The following is a 623-nucleotide window of genomic DNA, read 5'->3' as shown; positions in this document are numbered from 1 at the left end:
CTTGCTAAAGGGAGGGTTAGGGTGGGGTTCTAGCCCAGAAGATGAAGTCAGCTTTTTAGAACTAAGTGGTTATATGCGTAATCAATTACTACGAGATAGCGATGTAATGAGCATGAATTGGGGTTTAGAATTGCGTGTTCCTTTTGTGGATAAAACTTTATTAGAAACTGTTGCACCAATTCCTAGTAATATTCGTTTAGCACAGGGGAAAAAACTGTTAACACAAGCAATTACAGAAATACCTGATTGGGTAATAAATAGACCGAAAAAAGGCTTTTCTTTTCCCTTTGAAAGTTGGATGAATAGTGAATTTGGCGATTATTTTCATAATGTCCATCAAAACCTAAATATCCCACCAAATATACCCCTTAAACCTTGGTATCGTCGTTGGAGTTTAGCAATATTAAACCATTGGTGGGAGCAAATTAACTCATGAAAGTTCTCCATATAATTCCTTCAGTTGCGACTGTTCGCGGCGGTCCGAGTCAAGCCATTTTAGAAATGGTGAAAGCTTTAAGAAAAAATAATATTGATGCGGAAATTGTCACCACTAATGATAATGGAGAAGATATATTAGACGTACCTCTAGGAAAATTTATCAATTATCAACAAGTTCCTGTCCA

General features: G+C 36.6%; 1 protein-coding gene and 1 pseudogene. Both read left to right on the top strand.

The window, feature by feature from the left end; translation table 11 throughout:
- On the top strand, positions 1 to 436 hold a 436-nt coding region (locus tag ACIR131C_RS21480), incomplete at its 5' end, for an asparagine synthase-related protein (protein ID WP_231395364.1).
- A pseudogene (locus ACIR131C_RS21475) lies at positions 433 to 623 on the top strand (glycosyltransferase); the annotation flags it as partial. The gene ACIR131C_RS21480 and the pseudogene ACIR131C_RS21475, both read left to right, overlap by 4 nt.

It is taken from the genome of Dolichospermum circinale AWQC131C (genome assembly GCF_000426905.1).
In the GTDB taxonomy this organism is placed as follows: domain Bacteria; phylum Cyanobacteriota; class Cyanobacteriia; order Cyanobacteriales; family Nostocaceae; genus Dolichospermum; species Dolichospermum circinale.
Note: the sequence above shows the minus strand (reverse complement) of the source record. Positions and strands in the feature narration are given on the sequence as shown.